Raw genomic sequence first — 247 nt, 5'->3', positions numbered from 1 at the left:
CACCCAGCTGATCGTCATCGCCGTGTTGACCGGCATCGCGGCGCTTTCGGTGTCCTCCGGGCTGAACAAGGGCATCCAGATCCTCAGCAGGGCCAACGTCTGGCTGGCGATCGCCCTGATGGCCGCCGTGGTCGTCCTCGGCTCGGCCGGCTACGTCTTCAAGGCCTTCCTGGGCGGCTTCGGCACCTACATCGGCAACTTCGTGGGCATGTCCGTCTACCAGGGAGACCCGACCTGGCTCTCGGGG

At 66.4% G+C, this 247-nt stretch carries 1 protein-coding gene; it reads left to right on the top strand.

The features are described 5' to 3' along the window. A partial coding sequence (locus ACT3UE_RS15830) for a BCCT family transporter (protein ID WP_444567037.1) occupies window positions 1-247 on the top strand: 247 nt, incomplete at both ends.

This window comes from Arthrobacter sp. 179, from assembly GCF_052379645.1.
Taxonomy (GTDB): domain Bacteria; phylum Actinomycetota; class Actinomycetes; order Actinomycetales; family Micrococcaceae; genus Arthrobacter_H.
Note: the sequence above shows the minus strand (reverse complement) of the source record. Positions and strands in the feature narration are given on the sequence as shown.